This is a genomic window from Marinifilum sp. JC120 (assembly GCA_004923195.1).
Taxonomy (GTDB): Bacteria; Desulfobacterota; Desulfovibrionia; order Desulfovibrionales; family Desulfovibrionaceae; genus Maridesulfovibrio.
Genome location: RDSB01000003.1, coordinates 229052 through 248826, shown reverse-complemented (window position 1 = coordinate 248826; position 19775 = coordinate 229052). Strand labels below are relative to the sequence as shown.

The following is a 19775-nucleotide window of genomic DNA, read 5'->3' as shown; positions in this document are numbered from 1 at the left end:
CTATCTTGAAATTTTTTATAACAGGAAACGCAGACATGCTGGGATCGGCTATGTCTCACCGGAGCGATTTGAGCAGGACTATTACCATAAACAACAACTAGCTGCTTAACCTAAAAATGGGGTGTCCGTTTTTTGTGTAGCATTTCAATGGCCTTCTGTACAAAACTCCAAAATGCAAACAGGACAACACAAAATATGTTGATACTATATGTCCATCATGTCAGGAAGTTTTTCTTTCAGGAACAATAGATAAAAACATTTGTCCAAAATGCTTATGTAATTTGGAACCTCTTACAGGATTTTATGATCGTCATCCTGAATTCAAATCAATGAAAGAAAAGCGTCCTACTCCGTGCAAAAAATAACCTAGCCACAATACCCACAACAGCCCCCGGACCCCAATCCGGGGGCTATTTTATTTCCTCCCCGACAGGGCATTTCTCATCCCCAATTCCCCTCCCAACCACCCCTCCCACGCTTTACCATCATATATATATAGCGTATGAGCCGGGTATGAAATTTACAGTACTAACATTCGGATGTCAGATGAACGTGCACGATTCAGACTGGCTGATCCGGGCCATGGAGAGCCGTGGCTGGACAGCGGTTGCTGAATCTGAAGCAGATATATTTATTCTTAACACCTGTTCCGTGCGCGAAAAGCCGGAGCAGAAAGTTTATAGCGTGCTGGGACGGCTGGCCCCGCTGTGCAAGAAGCCCGGTAGTTTTGCTGCTGTGGGCGGTTGCGTTGCCCAGCAGATAGGTGACGGGTTCCTTGAGAAATTTCCGCACGTACGCCTTGTTTTCGGTAGTGACGGAATTGCACAGGCCCCGGACGCGCTGGAAGACCTTGCCGCCAATCATGAAAAGCGGTTGGTGCTTAACGATTTTCTGGTTGATTATCCGGAACGTGAGGGCGGTGAAGTTCAGCCCAATCTGGACCTGATCCCTCCGGGAATCGGAACTATTCCCGGTCAGGCTTTTGTAAATATCATGCAGGGCTGCGATAACTTCTGCGCCTATTGCATCGTGCCTTATACTCGTGGCCGTCAGAAATCCCGTTTGTCGGAAGCTGTTATCAAAGAATGTCAGCATCTGGTTAAATCCGGTATCCGCGAAATTACCTTGCTGGGTCAGAATGTGAACAGCTTCGGTATAGATAAAAAAGGCGACGATATCAGCTTTGCAGAGTTGCTCTACAAAATTTCCGCTATTGAAGGTCTGGAGCGCATCCGTTTCACCACCTCTCACCCCAAAGATATTGCTCCTGAAGTGATCAAGGCCTTTGGCGAGTTGCCCAATCTTTGTCCCAGCCTGCACCTTCCTGTGCAGTCCGGTTCAGATAATATCCTGAAGAAAATGGGCCGCAAATATGATCGCGAGCGGTATCTTGGAATTGTGGAAGGCTTGAAAGAAGCCTGTCCTGAAATTTCTCTGACCACGGATTTGATTGTGGGCTTCCCCGGCGAGACTGACGAAGATTTCGAACAGACCATGGATATGCTGGAAAGGGTGCGTTATGAAAGCAGCTTTTCCTTTAAATATTCCGATCGTCCGGGCGTTGCGGCAGTGAAAATGACGCCGAAAGTTCCCGAAGATGTCGCGCAGGCGCGCCTTGCCCGCTTGCAGGAAAGACAAAACCGTATTACTAGAGAAAGTCTAGAAGCTTTAGAAGGTCGTGAGACCGTGGTCCTGCTGGAGCGTCCCAGTAAAAGACAGGAAGTTGGCGGCATGTCATGGCGGGGTAAAGATCCCGGCGGACGGGTGGTCAACGTTCACTTTGCAGGGTATGATGAAGAGCAGAAGCTCGGAGGCAAACTGGTCAAAGTGAAGATCACTGAAGCCAAGAATCATTCCCTTGTGGGTGCTAAGGTGGGGGAACCATGGTAGAAATGCAGGTTTACGGTCTAGCGGTGGAAAATGATACCGAGAACCCGGTTCTGGTATTGAAAAATGAAGAACTGGGCATGGTCCTACCTATCTGGATAGGTGCTATGGAGGCCATGGCTATATCGCTGGTTCTAAATGAAGTTTCTTTTCCGCGGCCTATGACTCATGATCTGCTTTTGACTACTATTGCCACTTTTGGCGGGGAAGTTGTTTCTGTTGATATCGTTGATATCGAGAAGGGCACTTTTTTTGCCGAGATTATGGTCCGTAAGGACGGTGAGCTGGTGGCAATCGATTCCCGCCCTTCAGATGCCGTGGCTTTGGCTGTGCGTGCGGACTGTCCGGTGCGTGTAGCGCGCAAGGTTCTTGACGTGGCCGGAACTAAGGATATTGAAGAAAAAGTTGAGGAAAAGTCCAGCTGGGAAGATGACCTGGAAGGACTTTCCGCTGATGACTTTAAATATAAAATGTAGGTCAATTCGATGATAGATTTCCATACTCATACTGTGTTCAGCGACGGGGAGCTTATTCCTGCGGAACTGGCTAGACGGGCCAAGGTTGCGGGCTACCGCGCACTGGCAATGACTGATCATGCCGATTCCAGTAATATTGATATCATTCTTGAAAATGTTCGCAGGTTTGCCAAGAAACATGGCCATTATTTTGATATTGACGTCTTTGCCGGAGTGGAATTGACTCATGTTCCTCCGGGACTGATCGGAGACATGACTGAATATGCCCGTAAAGCCGGTGCCCAGATTGTGGTCTGTCATGGAGAAACAATTGTGGAACCGGTTGCGGAAGGGACAAATCTTGCCGCTATTGAAGCTAAAGTTGACGTATTGGCTCATCCCGGCATGATTACTGATGTGGAAGTTAAACTTGCCGCTGAATATGGTGTCTACTTGGAGATTACCACCCGCAAAGGACATAGCCTGACCAACGGGCATGTGGCAGCTCTCGCGCGTAAGCACGGGGCCAAGCTGGTCATCAATAATGATGCGCATGCTCCCGGCGATCTTGTCGGATTGGAAATGCGTCGTAAGGTTGCCCTAGGCGCAGGATTAAGCATTGAAGAGTATGCACAAGCTGAGGAAAATTCTCGCGAATTGGTCCAGAAAATAATGAAACGTTCCTAGGTGGTATATGGGCAACCTTAAATCCGGGATAGAACAGGCGGTGCAGCTTATAAAAAAAGCACGTTGCGCTGTTGCCTTGACCGGGGCTGGGATGTCCGTTGCCAGCGGCATACCGGATTTTCGTAGTCCGGGCGGGTTGTGGTCCAAACACGATCCTGAAAAGGTCGCATCCATCCGGGCTTTGCAGTCTGATCCGGTTACAGTTTGGAAATTTCTGCTGGAAGCGGATTCCATGCTTAAAGGTGCCGAACCCAATGCAGGACACCGGGGGCTGGCCCAGCTGGAAAAAGACGGATATTTGCAAGGTGTGATCACCCAGAATATTGACGGGTTACATCAGCGTGCCGGGTCCGTGAACGTGATTGAATTTCATGGCAATTGCAGTGATTTTTATTGCATGGAGTGTTTTGCTCCATTCCCTGCCGAGCAGATTGAAGCCGGAGTCGAACTTCCGGTGAGATGTCCGCATTGTTCCGGGGTGGTCAGGCCGGATCTGGTTTTCTATGGAGAACAGATTCCTTCTGAAGCCTACAAGGCAGCCTTTGAGCTTGCTGATCAGTCTGATCTGGTCATTGTTGCCGGAACTTCCGGGGACGTTGTCCCCGCCAGTCTCATTCCGCCCCGTATACAGGAAGCGGGTGGCAGTATTATCGAGATAAACAAGGCTCCGTCCGCCTACACATCATTTAGCGATGTGTTTATTCAGGGCGCGGCGGAAGAGGTTCTGCCTGCCATTGTGCAGAGCTTAAGCTAAAATAATTTCATCTAAATGCCGTACGTCTGATGGCGTACGGCAAAACAAAGGTGCGGTGCAGTATGGATTTTTTACCACAGGGCGGAATATTCGCGATGCTCGATCAGGCCACAATTGTGGTCAAGGGCGTACTCTGCCTGCTGGCGGGCATGTCTCTCTGGAGCTGGACAATCATCTTTTGGAAACTTATTTCTCTTGGCCGGGCACGTACTCTGATTCTCAAGGGTAATAAGATCATGGAAGAGGCTGATTCTCTTTCTTCCGGGCTGACCGAAATCAGCAAGACTGAATCTTCCCCTTTGAATCGTATCGGAACCGCAGCGGTAAAGGAATACCGTGTGTTGGAAAAATCCGCAGTCAGTGCCAGCCATAAACGTCGCCTGATCAAAGATACTCTGCGTCGTATCCTGCGCCGCAAGGTCAGCTCCGAATTGAAGAAACTGACAACCTCTCTTTCTTTTTTGGCAACTTGTGCCAACGGTGCACCGTTTATCGGATTGTTCGGTACTGTCTGGGGGATCATGAATTCCTTCCATGCCATCGGTTCTGCCAAGTCTGCTGCGCTGTCTGCTGTTGCTCCCGGTATTTCCGAAGCTCTGGTAGCTACCGCCATCGGTCTTGCTGTCGCTATTCCGGCAACAATTTTTTATAACTTTTTTCTCGGAGTGTTGAACGGAATTGAGACCGAGTTGGTTAACTTCGCGGGTACCTTCCTCAACCGTGTTGAACGCGAAGTCTCATGGGTTGAGCCTTCCGGCAAAAGTTCCTCAGAGGAGTAGGCTATGGGTATTTCCACCAATAACCGGGGCATGCTGGCTGAAATCAACGTGACTCCCTTTGTTGACGTTATGCTGGTGCTGCTGATCATCTTTATGGTCACTGCTCCGCTGATGACGCAGGGAGTAGAGGTTGATCTGCCGCAAACCCGCACCGTGCGTTCACTGCCGCAGGATAACGAGCACCTTGTGTTGTCTATAAATGACAAGGGTGAAATTTATCTTGATGAGTATAAGGTGGGCTTTGACGAATTACAGTCTCATCTTGAAAAGCTTGTTAAGAAGCAGAATAAGATGCTTTTCCTGCGCGCGGACAAGAATGTTGCTTACGGCGAAGTGGTTAAAGTCATGGGCGAAATCAAGGCCGCCGGAATAGACAGGATGGGCGTAGTGGCTGAACCTGTTCAAAAGAAAAAGAAATAGTTAAGGAATATCACAGGCGAATTTATTGATGAAAATCCTCGGCCTTTTCATATCTTTACTGCTTCATGTGGGTCTGGTCATTTTAGCCCTGACGTGGTCAGTCTCGCCTCCGGTGAAGATCTCTCTCGATATGCCCGTTTACAAGGTTGACCTGGTTAGCCTTGCCCCTCTGCCTGCTGCTCCGGTTTTAAAAAAAGCTCCCGCACCGAAAGCTTCCGCTAAACTTGCCAAGCCGAATGCTATTGCCATTCCTGAAGCCAAACCGAAAGTTGTGCCCAAGGCTAAGCCGGAAACTGCCAAGGCTCCGGCGCCAAAACCTGCTCCCAAGCCTAAGCCTAAACCGAAGCCGGAAACAAAGAAAATTTCATCCAAGAAAGTAAAGACTACAACCAAGAAGAAACCGGAGAAAAAGGCTGAAAAGCCAGTAGAGAAGAAAACTCCGGCCAAGAAAAAAGTGGTTAAAAAGACTCCACCTAAAAAGACAGAAACGAAAAAGGTGGTGAAGAAACCAGAGATTTCTGCTGAGGATGCCCTTGCTGCCGACCTCGCTTCACTTACCAGCATAGTGAAAAAACAGGAAAAAGATGAACGACAAGCTGTTCTCAGTGATCTTGCTTCACTTACAAAGAGCGCAAAGCAAACTGCGGTAACCGGACACGCTGACGGAACTTCCGGTGCTTCGGGGCTGGTTCAGGTGTACGCTTCCATTGTTAAGGAAGCGGTTCGCAAGAATTGGAGATACCCGGTTTTTGGGCAAAAGCAGAATCTAATGGCCCGCGTACAAATTCAGTTGAAATCCAGTGGTGAAATCAGCAGTATCAAGCTGCTGGATTCATCGGGCAATGTTGATTTTGATGATTCGGTGTTGACCGCCTTACGGGATACTGAAGTGCTTCCCAAGCCTCCGGGAACCTCCATCAGAAACCTCATTGTAAACTTCAACCTGCATGATCTTGATCAGTAGAGCAGGTTTTATAATTATGAAAAATATTAAGTTGAGTATAAAAGAATCCACACTCGGATTGCTGGTTGTTATGTTGCTTATGCTTCTGACTGCCGGGAATCTTTTTGCTGCGGATACTCTTACCGTGGACATCTACGGTCCCGGGCAACGCAAGGTGAATATCATCCTGCTGCCGCCCAAAACCGTGCCTGAAGGAAAGTACAAAGGTTCCAAAGATAAGGATCTGCCCCTGCCCGCCGAGGCCGGGACTTTCGGTAAGGATCTTGCCAAAGATCTTGCCTTCCTGCCGTTCCTTAACATTGTGCCTATTACCGATATTCTGGGCGGTGATCCGTCTCGCGGAGTTCGTCCCGGGGATATCGATATCAAACCTTTGCGTCTTTCCAAGGTTGATCTTGCCCTGACTATGGGATGGGAGATCCGGCCTAACGGTGAGAAAAATCTGCTCCTGCGCTGTATCGGAACTTTTAATGGGCGCACCATTCTGGGTAAGAAGTATTCCATGGTTACCGAGGAGATGCTGCCCCGTATTGCAGACCGTTTTTGTTCGCATTTGATGCGTATTCTTACCGGGCGGGATGGATTTTTTGAGTCCTCCATCGCCTTTGTGCGCAAACAGGGCAAGAACAAGGAAATTTACACGGTCAGCCCGCAAGGCCGCAATCTCAGGCAGATCAGCTCACTTGGCGGGATTAACCTGAGTCCCAACTGGTCACCCAAAGGCGATAAACTTGTCTTTACTCGATTGGGATCACGCCAGCACCTGCTTTGTGTCTGGGATCGGGCCACTGGAAAGATTGATCAGAAAAGTTTTCCGGGGAATACCGTGATCGGTCCTGAATTTCTTCCTGACGGAAATATGGCCGCGACCCTGACCATGAATGGTAATTCCGATATCTTCCTGATTAACGGAAATTATAAGCCCAAGAAGGCCCTTGCAAAAAGTTGGGCTATTGAAGTTTCGCCTGATTTTGACCGAACCGGGGAAAAGATGGTTTTCACTTCCGCGCGGTTCGGCAATCCTCATATTTTTTTGTTGGATATGAATAGTGGTGTTGTCACCCGTGTGACCACGGAAGGTAAATACAATACCAACCCGACCATCAGTCCAGACGGGCGTTATGTGGCTTTTTCCCGCCAGACTCCTTTGGGGCATCGCATTTTTGTGCATGACCTCAAGAGCGGACGGGAGAGGCAGCTTACTTTCGGTCCCGGTAATGATGAAGACCCGGCATTCGGACCGGACGGTTATTTTGTTGCTTTCTCTTCCAGCAGAAACGGCAAGTATAAGATTTATCTGACCACACGGCATGGTGACCCGGCTATGCTGGTTCCTACCGGAAACGGTGTTGCAAAGGCCCCGGCATGGGGTAAGGCCCATAAATCGTAAATTGAGGAGTGATTTAACCGTTTTGTTGCAGGCATGACTTGATTTTTTCACAAAACACTTTAGGGTCGTTGTATTGAAAGTCTAAGTTAGTGTATTGTATCTTAGCGTGTGGACAAACTCCTGTCCTTTAAAGTTCCTTATTCAGGAGGGCAAATGAGAGCTAGAGCGATAGTTTTGTGTGTAGTATTCATGTTGATTGCCGGCCTCGGCACCGGTTGTTCCAAGAAGCGTGTCGAGTCTTCCTCGGCCAGCCCTGCTGTAGAGGAAAGAATGGCCGAGCAGCAGAACAAGGAACAGCTGGATAACGAAGAGCAGGCCCGTCTTGAAAGGGAGAAAGCCCTTCAGGAACAGGCTCTTGAAGAAGAGCGTCAGGCTACTGCCGCTAAAAAAGTTTTTGACGATGCTGTTGTAGAGCTTGGCAATATGGTTCATTTTGATTTCGACTCTTTTGAAATCAAACAGGAATACCGTCCCCTGCTCCAGCAGAAGGCTGAAATTCTCAAGAAGTACGATAACGTGACCATGGTCATCGAAGGATACTGCGATGATCGCGGAACTGAAGAGTACAACCTCGCTCTTGGTGAGCGCCGTGCCCGTGCAGCGTATGAATTCCTCATCCTGCTTGGAGTGGCCCCTGAGAGATTGAGTATTGTCAGCTTTGGTGAAGAGGATCCCGTTGATCCCGGTCAAAACGAAACTGCATGGGCCAAGAACAGAAGAGCCCAGTTCCGTCTGACTTATTAGATTTGGTGAAAAGCAAAGAAAATCCCCGGTTTCCGTGACGGAAGCCGGGGATTTTTTTAGCTGGAATGAATCCGGTCGGTTAGGTTAAATAACGAATCAGCCAGAGTCCGAGCATGGCATATAGCCCTGCAAAGGCATCATCAATCATAACTCCCCATCCTTCTTTTAACCAGTTTTCAGACTGCTTGATGGGGAAGGGTTTGGCGATATCGAAGATTCTGAAGAGGACAAAGCCCACAATCAGGTGCCAATCTACAACGGCGGAAAATGGCAGGAAAACCAGCCACTGTCCCAGCAATTCATCAATGACAACGCTGCTGGGATCTTTTTCTCCAAGCTGCTTCTCTGCTGCTGTGCATGCTTTGGCTCCAAAATAAAAAATCAACCCCAGAATCAGGATTCTGACTGGGAGTTGAAAGGGCAGAAACAAAAACGGTGCGGTAATAAGGGCTGCGGCTGATCCCCATGTGCCCGGGGCCTTGGGCAGGTGTCCCACAGGGCCGAGAGTCGCCACATGCGTAAGGTTAATACTGACTTTTTTCATGTGACCCAGTATCGGTGTAAAGTTGCTAAAAGTCCAGAACGAGATAAGGCAGTATTCATTATGAATACTGCCTTATCTTATAAGGTGCATGTTCTTATGTGCTTAATTTACGCGGGGCTTGAGGGTATATCCTATGGACTCGGCAATAAATTCAAGGGGTTTTGTTTCCTTGGTTGTTTTGAGGATGTCCATCAAAGTGCCGGCTCCGAGCTTAGCGTTGTTATCAAAAGGATTGATTTCCCGCAGCAGCGTTGAGTAAGGCTTGCCGATGGACAAGGCCACTTCTTTAGCTGGTTTGGTTCCTTCAAGAACAATATCCTGGGTAACTTTTGTGATTGTTTCGTAGCTCATTTTTTTTATCCTCCTTGATGCAGACTTTGCAAACTAAAGTCTCGCTCTCTTCAACTACATTATGTGGTTGGGAGGGGTCGCTGTAAACGGGCTAAAGTCCGTATTTTAAGTGATTTGGACTGTATTTGAGGGTAGGGTTTTCGGGTAGGGGTAGGGGTTTTCAGGGTGGGGTAGCATGGTTTTTAATTTTTTATTGTTGTAGCGGTAAGTCCTAAATATACATACTCTTTTGTTAGTATGTGGCAATAGCCCTGACCGGGGAGCCGTCAGCATTTTCAAATTTAAGAGGCAGGCAGGAAAAGAGAAAGCCTTCGTCAGGCAGAAGGTGTAGTTTGTTGAGATTCTCAATAATTATTGTGCCTTGCTCAAGCAGGATCGAATGCACTTCATAACCACTGGCTTCTGCCGAATCTATGGAGATTACATCTACGCCCACACCCTTTAGGTCGAAATCCAGCAGCCAGCGAGCGGCTTCGGCATTAAGGGTCGGGTAGTGGGTGAAGTATTCTGTTTTACCCCAGTTCCTGTACCAGCCGGTGTTCAGCAGGACGAAATCGCATTCACTTATTTCGGCTTCATATGGAATTAGGTCATCAATGTTGATTATAGGTGAACCAGAATTCCTGTGGGTGCAGTCAATGCAGATTCCCGGTCCTATGAAGCGGTTTATTTCCATTTGATCGAGGGTTTCACCACCGGCGATCATATGGTTCGGTGCGTCAATGTGGGTTCCCACGTGAGAGAAAATGTTCAATCTGTGCTCCCTAAATCCGTGTACTTCATGGGAGAATACTTCTTCAATGGTGGGCGTTTCTGTGCCGGGAAATACGGGCATGCCGTTTTTAATGGTATGTGAAAGGTCTATTGATGGCATGTTTCTTTCCTTATTTCTAGCCCCACCAAATGTTTTCACACTTGGTGCAGTAGAGGCGGGTGATTAGTACAAATGGGATTCCCAGCAGCAGGATAGCGATAAAGATCATTTTTGATTATCCTGTTGTTTCGGCATGTGGGTTGTCCTTGAGGGACTTGGGGAATCTTTATGTGTTAAAAATGACACGGTTGCTTTTGTTTGGTGTATTGTTGTTGTTTTAAAATCGATTCTAATGTATAGGGCATTTAAAATTATATTTTAAGTGTGATCTTCAATGGGGGTAGCAAAAAATGAAGCAGATGGCGATTCGTTTTTTCGCAGTGTTATTTTTAATAGGTTTTGTTTTTGTTAATGTGAGTGCTGCGGAAACCCTTCGTGTCATGCTTCATGAGGGGGCGTTTCCCCCATATTATTTTAACGAAGGCGACTCCAGAGCGGGTATTGTAAAGGATGTGTTTGATGCCTTTGCCCAAGAGACCGGAGATACGATTGAATTCGTGCGCTGTCCTTTTAATCGTTCTCAGCGTAAATTTGAAGCCGGGGAAATAGATATTGAACCCATGTCTAATCCTGTTTGGAGACAGTCTTCAAAGGTCCTTGGGGTTTTTAGCAAGCCGTTCGCCGTATCTGATTCTATTGTCCTGTTCAGGATCACTAAGGCGATTCCTGATGTTACTCCAAAAGATTTGTTTGGAAAGACAATGGGAGTTGTCCGAGGCTATTACTACCCTGTTTACAGCCCTTATTTTGCTGATAGTCGGATCAATTCTCATCTTCTGGAAAATGAAAATAAGCTCGTCCAGTTACTATTGGCCGGGCGTTTGGATCAGGCTCTTATGAATAGGGATTTTGCCCTTTACCAGATAAAGGAGCAAGGCCTGAAAGGTAAACTAGCAGTCAGCAAACCCTACGATTCACCTGAGATGATGATCCGTTTTCATCCCAGCAAAAAAGATGCGGTTCCGCGTTTCAATAAAGCTATCGATAAGTTTTTAAATGACGGTACTATCAAGAGAATTTACGATAAGTACCGTTAAAATAGACACTTTTTCTTATTGTTCCGCTGTAGCCAGCTTCAGTCCGAGAGCGGCAAAGATGACCGCAAATGATCTTTGCAACCAGTGGATAATGCTTGGTGAAGACATTACCTGATTACGTACGCCAGTGGCGCAAAGACCGTAGCCTATGAAAACAATCAAGGTCATGGCCATGAAAATAAGACTCAAAACAACCATGTGCAGAGTGGGGGAGCTTGTTTCCTGCGGTACGAAAAGAGGCAGAAAAGCGAGAAAGAATATGGATAGTTTAGGGTTGAGGATGTTTATGAGGAATCCTCGTTTCGCAATCTGCCACAGTTGGATCTTTTTATCTTCGCCGGGATTGTTGAAGCTTAAGCCTCCTGTGTCTTTCCAAGTCGCCCATGCAAGGTAGAGTAGGTAGGCAGCTCCGGCAAATTTCATCAATTGAAATGCGAGTGCGCTCATATGCAGGATTGCCGATAAGCCGAGCACGGATGCTGTCAGGTGGGGGATTATTCCGGCAGTGCAGCCAGCCGCCGCAGTCAGGCTCGCTTTTTTTCCAAGGAACAAGCCATTTGAAACAGTGTAAATTACACCGGTTCCGGGCATAAGTACAACAACAAGTGCAGTAAGTAAGAATTCGTAGCTGATCATTATTTTCTCCCTGTGATTGAGTTACAGCCATAATAATCACGAATTAATATAAGGCAAGAGGTGCTCCAGAGTCTGGGGCTGACTGTGATAGCCGAATCTTTGTTGGGGATTATTTTGATCTATTAGATTGAGTTATGAGTAATGTTGGTGGTTGTTCTCGGGTCTGGATTGATTTATTGAACAACTTATGAACGGACCAAACCCGAATATAAAACATCCCATGCAAGGATTCCCGCAGGTTTCCTACATCAAGAATTATTGCACCAACCCCAACGTAATCATTGGTGATTATACCTATTATGATGATCCTGAAGGGGCTGAGCTGTTTTTTGAAAATATTCTCTATCATTTTGATTTTATTGGAGACAAGCTCATTATCGGAAAATACTGTTCAATAGCTAGGAATACCACTTTTCTCATGAACGGTGGAAACCATGCTCTTGAAGCATTTTCAACATACCCGTTTTTTATTTTCGGTTCAGGTTGGGAAGAGGGAATGGCTGATCCTGAACTTACGCCAGCCGCAAAAGATACCTGCATTGGAAATGATGTATGGATCGGTTACGATGCTACAATTCTTCCCGGCGTCAATCTTGGGCATGGATGTGTTGTCGGGGCAAAATCTGTGGTTACAAAAGATTTTCCCCCTTACAGCATAATTGCCGGGAATCCGGCCAAACTTATTCGACCTAGGTTTGATGAAGATACAGTTTCTGAATTACTTCGAATTGCATGGTGGGATTGGAGTCCTGAAAAGGTCACCCGAAATTTAAAAGCTATTGTCGGGTGCGATTTGAACACCTTGGGCGATGCAGATTAATCTTGCATTTGGAGTTTTTTAATTCTGCTTAATATCTAGTTTTCCATTTCATTAATATCGTTGAAATTCAGTCACAGCTATGAATTGCTATCTACCACCGGGCCCTATCAGAATTAGTTTGTCGCGTTGAGAATGAAAAAGGGACAGTGATTATTTAGTCACTGTCCCATTGTATTAAATACTTTTTGATAAACTTTTCGAGCTGATTTTATTCGCACTCCAGTCTTCCATCAACATTTTTAAGCCGAAAGTTACATTCAATGACTTTGCTGCATGGGATGCCATTAAGGCGAGAGTATCTTCCTGTTTCAGTCGGTGTTTCAGATTTACATCTTGCAATGAATTTGTCGCTGCAATGGGTTAGTTTTCCACCTTCATACTTCACGCCTGGGATTGTCCATTTGATATTCCAGCATGAATCTTTATACGAACCTTTCGGTAAATCATACTGTTTGCAGCACATGTATTCGACTGCCTCTCCAATTTTACTTTCGGCAATTGCATTTCCATTAGGTACCAGTAGCAGTGTGAAAACAAAGAATAATGAAATTCGAAGAGTTCGGCTTAGGCTCGTCATTAATATTTCCTCGTATAGTTTGTTTTTTTAGAACAGCAGCAACAGTTGTAATGCAATTATCTCCAGTCTGGTTACCATAAGTGTCGTTGAATTGTTTAAAATAATCAATATCAATCATTATTAATGAAAGAGGCTGCGAAATTCTTTGTAGGCGTTTAAATCCATGATTTAATTTTTTATTAAAGTATCTTCTGTTGAATACATTGCTCAGTTCATCTGTGTTACTAACCATTCCAGTTGTCCAATAATGGAAGCGGGATATGTCTTTCGGGCTAGCGAGTAGTATACCATCACGAACGCAAGGGGGAGGCAAAACATTGCCCCGACTTGCCTCACTGATGTGGAGTAAAAATCACGTCGCAGCCAAGCGTATACCGATCTCTCGGAGTCGCACTGCCTCCTGATAGAAAAAGGGGAAAAACATGATGCATTCTATGAATTCGAAGACGTACATTACCATTGCCAGTACCTGCCCGAAGGTTAATCCTGCTGAAACAGAACTGGTAATTGTGAATAGCATTACCGCGGAAAGCGCAATCCAGATACCTGAAAAATTGAGTGTTTCAAGATCGGACATCCGGATATCCCATATGGTCAGTTTCTTAAAATGAGCCCGGATCTCCGGCCCGCTGGCCCTAGTAATAATATCGACCTGTTGTTCAAACTCATCGTTACTGCCCTTGTTTAAACGAAAAAGCCGCTTTTCGCTGAGAACATAGATCAAAGCCGTCACCATGACGCTTGCAAGACAGGCTAAAAATATTTTCCAATCAATAAAAACGATTATGAACAAAATTCCAATTAGAGTTATGATCTGCTGAATTATTTCCGGGATGGAATCTTCAAGGAAATGTATAAATTCTATAAAGAGATTGGTCCGAGCAGTGATCTTCGAAACTCCGGATTTTTTACCATATTCATTCTGTACAAGCTCGTTAGCAACTATATTGAAAATCTTTGCATAGGCCCGCGTGTCATAAAATCTTCGACCTGCACCGGCCAGCAACAGGATTAGGCACAGTCCGGCTAATTGGTAAATCCCGGTAAAATCATCGGCCATCAATCCATCAACGGCCCAGCCGATAACCATAGGCATCAGGACAAGCGTTATTCCCTCCACTAGAACAAATATCCATGTCAACAATGTCTTACGCCAGAAACGGCGGATTAAATTTTTTAGGGAAATAGGTTTAGCATTCATTTCACGTCTCACTTTGCTTTAAGATTAACAGCTACTCTTGAAGAATAGCTGCGCAAAGCGGACAGTGCCTGACTATTTTTGCCAAACCTTTTCAAAAAGGGAGGAAAAGAGCCAAATATTCGGTGGTTGTTGGAGCAGGATTTAACTACAGCCTTTGACGGTTTCCCCTATTCTGTACCGGTCAAATATAGCGAAGGTTGGTCTTCTGAGGGTGTCTTATGGGCAAGGGTAGACCGACGACCTTGATGATGGGTTTCGATCTGTAACTGCTCTAGCTGCGGGGGGATCGTTGTTATGTTGGGAGTTGTGTTGTGTGTCTCCGGTCTTGATCAGTCTTATTTTCTTACTCTCACAATCCTTCCATTATTTGCGCGCAACATATCCTTTGTATCGACTTTTACTAACGAATTTTCAGACCCACCTCCTGTTATTAGCGATTCTCCTTCCGCCACCTTGGTATCAACCAAAAATGTGGCAGAATATCCAAATGAGGGTGTTCCTCCACAAGGGAACTTGGTGTGTGTAAGAATTTCTTCTGGAGTCGCCAAGCGCGGTCTGTCTGTCCCAAGCGCCTTGCCTACTCTAGATGTGCTTGCCCGGTCCGTTCCGCGAACTATGGCGACTATGAATGTATCGTCCATGCCGACCATGCATATGCTTTTTACTAACTCTTCAGGCGTTGCATTTGCAGCCAAGGCTGCTTCTGCGACGCTATGGCAGGATTGTTCAAATATCATATGTTTTGCAGACTGGATATAACGTTTCAGATAATTGCTGAGTTCTTTTTCGTAGTTATTCATTGTTATCCTCTCTTCTAATTCCCCACAGTAGCAATATCCCATTTCACCGAGCTTTCGATCATTGGCGAAAGTCATCAAGAAGTTGCTCGGTCTTATATTTATCAGCTGCTGCTAAGAGAACAGCCCGAATTATGAGTTGTTCTGGGATTGCTTCATAGGATTGCCCGTCAATAGCAATGGTTCGGCATTCAGAGTCTCCGCATGGTCCACAACATCTGCTAGTATCGGTTGTGCCGCCAAGCCATTTTTCAATAGGAGTTCCGTCGATCAATATTCTGTTGGAATCAATTGGGTTAGCAAAAAAATCCTTTTGATCAATACTGATTATTTCGAGTTGTATTTTTATTCCAATTTCATGCAGGCAAAGCTTTAGCTTCTCAAAGGCAGCTTTAGTAGCTTCTCCTGTACACGAGCAACGTTCGCAGGTCTCGCCAGCGTCATTTACCAAACGTTGCCATTTAATTTCCATTTTCATCATATTGTTTTCTCTTATATCAATTTCGTTGGATAATCCTGACAGCGCATCGTAATTCTTCTCACGTGGGTACGCCTTATCAGGCGGCTATCTAGCTGCATGGCGCATCATGGCCCATGCAACCACATGATGAAACGGACGTATGATGTTGAAATATACTCTACCCGTCCAATGGCGATAATACACGATGGTCGCCATATGGAACCGCTTCATTTCGTCAGGTAACGGCTCTACAACTACGACAAGGTACCCTGAGAGGTGCTTTTCTGTTGCGCCGGCTATCCAGTAGCGTCCTCCTTCACCGCCCTCCACCTTGAAGAAACTGTTCATGTTTCCGGGTGTAAAGGTGATTTCCTCTGGGGTGACCTTTTCGGCACCGGGATAGCCGCCTTGTTTCAAGCCTAGCATCCGGACAAACACAGCTCTAACTTTGTAAAGTGCCACCATCCAAGCAGGCATGTAGGATATGGCTGCGGCGATGAATTCACGCATAGGTTTGACTGAATCAACATGCTTAATGTCAACATGGTCTGCACCGTCTAGAAAGGTGTTGATCTCTGGGATGGTATTTATATACGTCATGAGTGAAGATCCTCCTCCGTAACAACCACACCCCATTCTACCAAGCTCTCAATCACCCGCGCCAGCGGCAGTCCTACTACATTGGTATATGACCCGCTGATCCCTTTGACTAGAAATGCTCCCTGTCCTTGAATTGCGTATGCTCCGGCTTTATCGTCCGGTTCTCCGGTGGCGGCGTAGGTTCGTACTGCTGCTTCGTTGAAGTCTATGAATTCCACTTCCGTGGAAACTGCGTAGCTGATCTTTTCCCCTTCCGGCGAGATTAGTGCGCAGCCGCTGATGACTTTGTGCTTGCGGCCGCAGAGGGATTTAACCATCTGATAGGCCTCCTCGCGATCCACGGGCTTGCCGAGGATGTCTTGGTCGCGAACGACAATGGTATCAGAACCTAGCACGTAAGCTGAGGGATTACTTGCGGCTACGTTTTCGGCTTTAAGTTCCGCCATTTTTATGGCGTAATTTTCAGGGGCTTGCCCGGGAGAGGGGGCTGGCTCGTCGCAGGTTGCGGGCTTGATTTCGAATTCCAGACCAGCGGATTGCAACAGGTCTTTACGGCGTGGGGAGCCTGATCCAAGTACCAGCTGTCTTGTTGTTTTGTATATGCTCACAATGAATCCTTTTATAGATATTTATTTTTTTAAATGGCTTTATGCTCAATCTTTATTTTATTGATAGTTTGAAAATTAGCAAAAGTGAATGCTGATTGAAGCTGTTATGTTATTTTTTGTATGCTTTTGTTGCTCTTTTGTGCTTCTAAATGTAATAATCTAAAAATTACTGAACAGGAGTGATTAATGAAGGTTTGCATCTGGGGAGCGCGAGGTTCCCTGTCTGCCACATTTAATGCCGAAAGGGCTAGAGCCAAAGTCAAGGCTGCGCTTGAAATTGCTGTTGAGAAAGGTATTGATTCAACTACCGATCTTGATCATTTCATTGATAATGAGCTTCCTTTTCCTGTTCGCGGTTCCTACGGAACCAATACCCCGTGCATTCAGGTTGAAGGGCAGGGGGATGATTATATCATCTGCGATTGCGGGACAGGGCTGCGCGATTTAGGCAATAAAGTCATGGCCGATCGCATGGGTGCGCCGGGTGCACATTTTCATATTTTTATGTCCCACCTGCATTGGGATCATGTTCAGGGTTTTCCTTTTTTTGTTCCTGCCTACATTCCCGGTAATAAGATTTCATTCTATGGCGGACATCCCGGTATTGAAAAAGTTCTGCGCGGTCAGCAAAGTGAACCATGTTTTCCGGTTCATTTTGATAATTTATCTGCTGAGTTCGATTTTACCCGTCTGAAGACCGGGCAGAAGCTGGAAGTTGCCGGGGTCAACGTTGAGGTTAAGGCTCAGTATCATCCAGGTGGTTCTTTTGGATACCGTTTTGAAAAAGATGGCAAATCTGCTGTTTATTCTACCGATTGTGAGCATAAAAGTGCCACGGCCCTAGCGGATAAAGGGTTTGTAGAGTTCTTCAAGGAAGCCGACTTGCTGATCATGGATGCCCAGTACTCATTTGCTGAGGCCAACTCCATCAAGGAGGATTGGGGGCATTCCAATAATATTATTGCCGTAGAACTTTCCGGTATGGCCAAGGTTAAGACTCTCTGCCTTTTTCATCAGGAACCGGTGTTGGATGATTTTCAGCTCCAGAAATTTCTGGAAGATACAAAGGAATTTTCCCAGCTTGCCGAGTTCAGGCCCGGAAACATAATCATGGCACAGGATGGCTTGTGCATCGACCTGTAGCGGCTAGCCATATTTAGAATTATTAAAAGACGGTTTCCAAATTCGGAAATCGTCTTTTTTTTCGGACCATTCGTTTATGTCCTCTTTTTGACGTTTTCAATTTTTATCCTTTCCTTAAGTAAAAATATCCTTTCTTAGCCCCTGTAATATACACTGTTACAGCGATTGGCATTACCCTTGCTTCATAGATCGAAAGAGAACTACGGGCTAAATCCCGAACTCATCAGACGATGGAGCATGGTATGAAATTCGATGAACTGAAATGTGAACTTGACCTTATGGATTTTAATTCCGGGGATGCGGATACTTCCGGCATGAATGGTTGGGCGGTTCCGTGGTCCGACCTGATGATGGTTATGTTCGTCCTCTTTGTGGTCCTGTTCATTTACAGTCAGTCCAAGGAAAATATCAAAGTCATATTTGAGGGTAATGCCCAGTCGCAGGTTGCGGTGAATCCTGCGGATGAACTTATTGAAATGATATCATTTCACCGCGAGGCCATGTCCAGTTCCGCCAGAGTGGTTCTGACTCCTGAAGATGTACTTTATCGTAGTGATGACGGGGCCGTGAGCATGAAAGAGGAAGAAGGCGAACTGAAAATTATCATGCGTGGCAATGCTTTTTTTGCTCCCGGACAGAACGGTTTTGAAGACAAGACCCGCCAATATCTTGCCGAGGTAGCCGAGGTTCTCAAAACCAGCAAACATGCCATTCATATCATCGGGCACACCGATGAATCTGATGCTTCCAAGGTCGGCAAGAAGAGTGCTTTTGAGCTTTCCGCAAGGCGCGCCGCTCAGGTTGCTGAGTATCTCATCAATGAAAAATCAATTGACCCGGTCCGCATCATAGTTAGTGGACGAGGTGGTGTGGCCCCGGAATTGCCCGGAGATATGGGTAAGGTGGAAGGCAACAACCGCAGGGTTGAGATAGTAGTCATTAATACCGATGTTAATGCCCAGTAAGGAGGTCTATAATGAATAAGAAAAATTTAATTGGTGTCATCGTCGCTTTAGCAGTTTTCGGAGCCAGTTTTTGGCTCAGCGGTGGAATAGCCCTTTACTGGAATGGCGCAGCCCTTGCCATTGTTCTTTCCGGTCTTGCTGTTGCGGTGCTGCTCAGTTATCCGGTGGAGCAACTGCGTGAGGCTTTTCGGGTGGTTCAGAATACTTATTCCAACCGCCTTACAACTCACGAAGAGATTGTGGAAACTCTGCTGGACCTAAGTGTGCGTTCTAAGATGGACGGTATGCTTTCCCTTGAAAAAGCTGGCGAGAAAACTACAATTTCATTTTTGCGCAATGCTCTCATGCTGCTGGTGGATAATTTTGAAGAAGATGAAATTAAAGATTGCCTGAAGACTGAAATGTCATTTTTCAACATGCGTCGCGGTGAATCCGAGCGTGTTTTCCAGTCCATGGCCCGCTTTGCTCCTGCCTTTGGTGTGGCCGGGTCCGTAATCGGACTGATCGGTCTGCTCATGGGCATAGATAATCCGGCAATGATTCTTAAACATATTCCGGTGGCCTTTATTTCAACTCTTTACGGTGTAATTTTCAGCAACATGATTTTCGCGCCCATGGCCGAAACCGTGCGCTGCCGGACCCGTAATGAGCTGATTAACCAGAAGATGATCCTCGACGGTGTTATCGCTATCAAGAAAGAACAGAATCCCTATAAGTTGGAAAGAAAGCTTGGTGCATTTCTTGATGCTGATGACCGCGAAGAAAAGACTGAAGCCTTGAGGAACATCACCCGCAAGTATATCAAGATGCGTAAAGACGAGAAGAAGTCCAAGGACAAGATTCTGCATGAAGTTCCTTTAGTAAAGGCCAAGGCTTCATAGGCGCAAAGTATAGATCTCCAAGTCATAATTGAATATGCGGCTCGGTGCGGCGTCCCTAAGCGGGCAGTCCGTACCGGGCCTTTTCGTGTCTGATTTCTGACATCCAATGAAATCTGTATTGTTCGCATTTATTTATTCTTATGAATGTATTAGAATTACAGTCAGTTTGTTTGGAAACTATTTAAAAATTTCAGAGCAGGG

At 46.2% G+C, this 19775-nt stretch carries 24 protein-coding genes; 14 read left to right on the top strand and 10 right to left on the bottom strand.

Annotated features, from left to right (window positions below; translation table 11 throughout):
• The first annotated feature begins 513 nt into the window (after positions 1-513).
• The 9 genes from miaB to pal all read left to right on the top strand — a co-directional run bounded on the left by miaB (position 514) and on the right by pal (position 8080).
• On the top strand, positions 514-1890 hold the full coding sequence (gene miaB / locus D0S45_05295) for a tRNA (N6-isopentenyl adenosine(37)-C2)-methylthiotransferase MiaB (GenBank protein TIH18634.1): 1377 nt from the start codon (positions 514-516) through the stop codon (positions 1888-1890).
• Positions 1884-2363 (top strand): bifunctional nuclease family protein, encoded by a 480-nt coding sequence (locus D0S45_05290; GenBank protein ID TIH18633.1) that lies wholly within the window; start codon positions 1884-1886, stop codon positions 2361-2363. The genes miaB and D0S45_05290 overlap by 7 nt, the downstream gene beginning before the upstream one ends.
• 9 nt (positions 2364-2372) lie before the next feature.
• Positions 2373-3029, top strand: coding sequence for a histidinol phosphate phosphatase domain-containing protein (locus tag D0S45_05285; GenBank protein TIH18632.1), 657 nt, complete (start codon positions 2373-2375; stop codon positions 3027-3029).
• 7 nt (positions 3030-3036) lie between these two features.
• Positions 3037-3783 carry an NAD-dependent deacylase gene (locus D0S45_05280; GenBank protein TIH18631.1) on the top strand — a complete coding sequence of 249 codons (747 nt, stop codon included), beginning with the start codon at positions 3037-3039 and terminating at the stop codon, positions 3781-3783.
• A 62-nt stretch (positions 3784-3845) separates the two neighbouring features.
• Complete coding sequence (locus D0S45_05275) at positions 3846-4562, top strand: protein TolQ (GenBank protein ID TIH18630.1); 717 nt, start codon at positions 3846-3848, stop codon at positions 4560-4562.
• Positions 4563-4565: 3 nt separating this feature from the next.
• A complete protein-coding gene (gene tolR, locus D0S45_05270) occupies positions 4566-4982 on the top strand; it encodes a protein TolR (GenBank protein TIH18629.1) in 417 nt (138 codons plus the stop codon).
• Between the two features lie 28 nt (positions 4983-5010).
• A complete protein-coding gene (locus D0S45_05265) occupies positions 5011-5946 on the top strand; it encodes a TonB C-terminal domain-containing protein (GenBank protein TIH18628.1) in 936 nt (311 codons plus the stop codon).
• Between the two features lie 16 nt (positions 5947-5962).
• Positions 5963-7336 (top strand): protein tolB, encoded by a 1374-nt coding sequence (locus tag D0S45_05260; GenBank protein ID TIH18627.1) that lies wholly within the window; start codon positions 5963-5965, stop codon positions 7334-7336.
• A gap of 153 nt (positions 7337-7489) precedes the next feature.
• Positions 7490-8080 carry a peptidoglycan-associated lipoprotein Pal gene (gene pal, locus D0S45_05255; GenBank protein ID TIH18626.1) on the top strand — a complete coding sequence of 197 codons (591 nt, stop codon included), beginning with the start codon at positions 7490-7492 and terminating at the stop codon, positions 8078-8080.
• 79 nt (positions 8081-8159) lie between these two features.
• On the opposite strand, the gene D0S45_05250 is transcribed toward pal, so the two are convergent.
• From D0S45_05250 to D0S45_05240, 3 genes are all read right to left on the bottom strand, one after another.
• The gene (locus D0S45_05250; protein ID TIH18625.1) at positions 8160-8624 is read right to left on the bottom strand and encodes a phosphatidylglycerophosphatase A; all 465 of its coding nucleotides are present in this window, start codon (positions 8622-8624) and stop codon (positions 8160-8162) included.
• A gap of 102 nt (positions 8625-8726) precedes the next feature.
• Positions 8727-8975: an amino acid-binding protein gene (locus tag D0S45_05245; protein ID TIH18624.1), complete on the bottom strand. Its 249-nt coding sequence runs from the start codon at positions 8973-8975 to the stop codon at positions 8727-8729.
• Positions 8976-9207: 232 nt separating this feature from the next.
• Positions 9208-9849, bottom strand: a complete 642-nt coding sequence (locus D0S45_05240; protein ID TIH18623.1) for a cyclase family protein — start codon at positions 9847-9849, stop codon at positions 9208-9210.
• A gap of 290 nt (positions 9850-10139) precedes the next feature.
• Here D0S45_05240 and D0S45_05235 point away from each other — a divergent pair, with 290 nt between their 5' ends.
• Positions 10140-10886 (top strand): ABC transporter substrate-binding protein, encoded by a 747-nt coding sequence (locus D0S45_05235; GenBank protein ID TIH18622.1) that lies wholly within the window; start codon positions 10140-10142, stop codon positions 10884-10886.
• Between the two features lie 15 nt (positions 10887-10901).
• Here D0S45_05235 and D0S45_05230 read toward each other — a convergent pair whose 3' ends face one another.
• Entirely contained in the window at positions 10902-11522 is a 621-nt protein-coding gene (locus D0S45_05230; protein ID TIH18621.1) for a LysE family translocator, read from the bottom strand.
• Positions 11523-11709: 187 nt separating this feature from the next.
• On the opposite strand from D0S45_05230, the gene D0S45_05225 reads away from it, so the two are divergent.
• Positions 11710-12342 (top strand): antibiotic acetyltransferase, encoded by a 633-nt coding sequence (locus D0S45_05225; protein ID TIH18620.1) that lies wholly within the window; start codon positions 11710-11712, stop codon positions 12340-12342.
• A 509-nt stretch (positions 12343-12851) separates the two neighbouring features.
• On the opposite strand, the gene D0S45_05220 is transcribed toward D0S45_05225, so the two are convergent.
• The 6 genes from D0S45_05220 to maf all read right to left on the bottom strand — a co-directional run bounded on the left by D0S45_05220 (position 12852) and on the right by maf (position 16585).
• On the bottom strand, positions 12852-13151 hold the full coding sequence (locus D0S45_05220) for a GGDEF domain-containing protein (protein ID TIH18619.1): 300 nt from the start codon (positions 13149-13151) through the stop codon (positions 12852-12854).
• Positions 13152-13271: 120 nt separating this feature from the next.
• On the bottom strand, positions 13272-14120 hold the full coding sequence (locus D0S45_05215; GenBank protein TIH18618.1) for a hypothetical protein: 849 nt from the start codon (positions 14118-14120) through the stop codon (positions 13272-13274).
• Positions 14121-14455: 335 nt separating this feature from the next.
• Complete coding sequence (locus tag D0S45_05210) at positions 14456-14920, bottom strand: hypothetical protein (protein ID TIH18644.1); 465 nt, start codon at positions 14918-14920, stop codon at positions 14456-14458.
• Between the two features lie 58 nt (positions 14921-14978).
• A complete protein-coding gene (locus D0S45_05205) occupies positions 14979-15398 on the bottom strand; it encodes a DUF2703 domain-containing protein (GenBank protein ID TIH18617.1) in 420 nt (139 codons plus the stop codon).
• A gap of 84 nt (positions 15399-15482) precedes the next feature.
• Complete coding sequence (locus tag D0S45_05200) at positions 15483-16013, bottom strand: DUF2867 domain-containing protein (protein ID TIH18616.1); 531 nt, start codon at positions 16011-16013, stop codon at positions 15483-15485.
• Positions 15974-16585 carry a septum formation protein Maf gene (gene maf / locus D0S45_05195; protein TIH18615.1) on the bottom strand — a complete coding sequence of 204 codons (612 nt, stop codon included), beginning with the start codon at positions 16583-16585 and terminating at the stop codon, positions 15974-15976. The genes D0S45_05200 and maf overlap by 40 nt, the downstream gene beginning before the upstream one ends.
• Positions 16586-16771: 186 nt before the next feature.
• On the opposite strand from maf, the gene D0S45_05190 reads away from it, so the two are divergent.
• The 3 genes from D0S45_05190 to D0S45_05180 all read left to right on the top strand — a co-directional run bounded on the left by D0S45_05190 (position 16772) and on the right by D0S45_05180 (position 19574).
• Complete coding sequence (locus D0S45_05190) at positions 16772-17728, top strand: MBL fold metallo-hydrolase (GenBank protein TIH18614.1); 957 nt, start codon at positions 16772-16774, stop codon at positions 17726-17728.
• Positions 17729-17970: 242 nt separating this feature from the next.
• On the top strand, positions 17971-18693 hold the full coding sequence (locus D0S45_05185; GenBank protein ID TIH18613.1) for a flagellar motor protein MotB: 723 nt from the start codon (positions 17971-17973) through the stop codon (positions 18691-18693).
• An 11-nt stretch (positions 18694-18704) separates the two neighbouring features.
• Positions 18705-19574 carry a flagellar motor protein MotA gene (locus tag D0S45_05180; protein ID TIH18612.1) on the top strand — a complete coding sequence of 290 codons (870 nt, stop codon included), beginning with the start codon at positions 18705-18707 and terminating at the stop codon, positions 19572-19574.
• Positions 19575-19775 lie beyond the last annotated feature (201 nt).